A 1,494-nucleotide genomic window follows, 5' to 3' on the forward strand; every position below is an offset into this window, starting at 1 on the left:
AACCAGCCACACAGCGAGTCAGACCACGCCAGGAACAACCACCAACAACATCCTCACAGATGCAACCCCATCCTCACTGCCACACGGGAGGGAGACACCACTCGGGCCAGGTTTGTTGTGCGGGCACGCACTTCATCGCACCAGGTTGCTACGCGGACATGCATTTGCTCAGGTATGCTACTCCCTAGTTTCACTGTACATAGTGGACGAATTACCTTCTCTCGGCTTGTCTTCTTTGTTCGCTCATCGCGAAAAGCCTTATATTGCACGGGCCTCCTTCCTGTTAATTTGATACTATCGTTGTGTGGACACAGCAGCGCCTCTCTGGACGACCAGCGACACCGAGCTGGTCGATGCTGCCACGGCTGCGGAGACCCGTCTCCGGCAAGCATACGCCGAGTCCCTCCGCCTACTGTCCGAACTCGACAGTCGCGGCGTTGCCACCAAACTCGGCTACTCCAACACCCCCGCGCTGCTGATCCATACCCTGCGCATCAGCCGCACCGACGCCCGACACCGCCTCGCCCAAGCCGAAGACCTCCACACCACGACGACACCGACTGGATCGGTGATCGACCCAGCCCTACCCCAGACCGCCTCCGCGCTCGCGCGCGGCGAAGTCAGCTCCGAACACGTGGACGTGATTCGCAAGACCTTGGCGAATCTGCCGCACCTGGATGCCGAGCAACGCGCCACGGCCGAGCAGGTGATGCTCACCCGCGCCGCCGAGGACGACCCGAAAGCCCTGGACCGGTTCGGGGCGCGAGTCCGCGACATCGTCGACCCGGATGGGCCGCCACCACCGGAGGAAGAACCGACGCGGCCAGCTCGGATGTTGCGCCGGCATATCCGTCGGGACGGCACGTTGGAGTTCAAGGGCCACCTGGACCTCGAATCCGCGCAACTGTTCGAGAACCTACTCAAGCCGTTCGAGAAGCCACACCCAGAGGGCGACGACACCCGAGGGTATGCCGAGCGGGCCGGGGACGCCTTCGCCGACGTCCTGCGAATGGCAGCTAATTGCCCCGACTTGCCCACCCACAATGGAGTCCGCACCGAAGTCGCCGTCACCATCTCCTTCGAACAACTACAACAGTCCCTGGACGACGCGGTGCTCTCCAGCGACCCACGAATGACCGCCCGGGAAGCCCGTCGCCTCGCGTGCGATGCGCACATCCTGCCCGCCGTCCTCGACGGCGATTCAAAGCCGTTGGATGTGGCCGTTCCCGCCTACGCCGCCCCAGCCTACATCCGACGCGGACTCTACCTACGAGACAAAGGATGCGCCTTCCCCGGATGCGAACGACCAAGCAGTGTATGCGACGCCCACCACGTCACGCACTGGGCACAAGGCGGTCCGACTACAATGGACAACATGGCGCTACTTTGCCCCCACCACCGTGTGTCCCGAATGCGATTGCGAGGTTCTGATGTAGAAGCCAGAGTCGCGTGAGAGCAATGCTGTGCTGGAGATGAAGGTTGGCCCTTCGGCAT

The 1,494-nt window shown here is 62.7% G+C and carries 1 protein-coding gene; it reads left to right on the top strand.

All coding sequences use genetic code 11. The features are described 5' to 3' along the window. The first annotated feature begins 304 nt into the window (after nt 1-304). Nucleotides 305-1,453 (top strand): HNH endonuclease signature motif containing protein, encoded by a 1,149-nt coding sequence (locus EV192_RS53510; protein ID WP_132126538.1) that lies wholly within the window; start codon nt 305-307, stop codon nt 1,451-1,453. Nucleotides 1,454-1,494: the final 41 nt, after the last annotated feature.

Source organism: Actinocrispum wychmicini (assembly GCF_004345645.1).
GTDB classification, from domain to species: domain Bacteria; phylum Actinomycetota; class Actinomycetes; order Mycobacteriales; family Pseudonocardiaceae; genus Kibdelosporangium; species Kibdelosporangium wychmicini.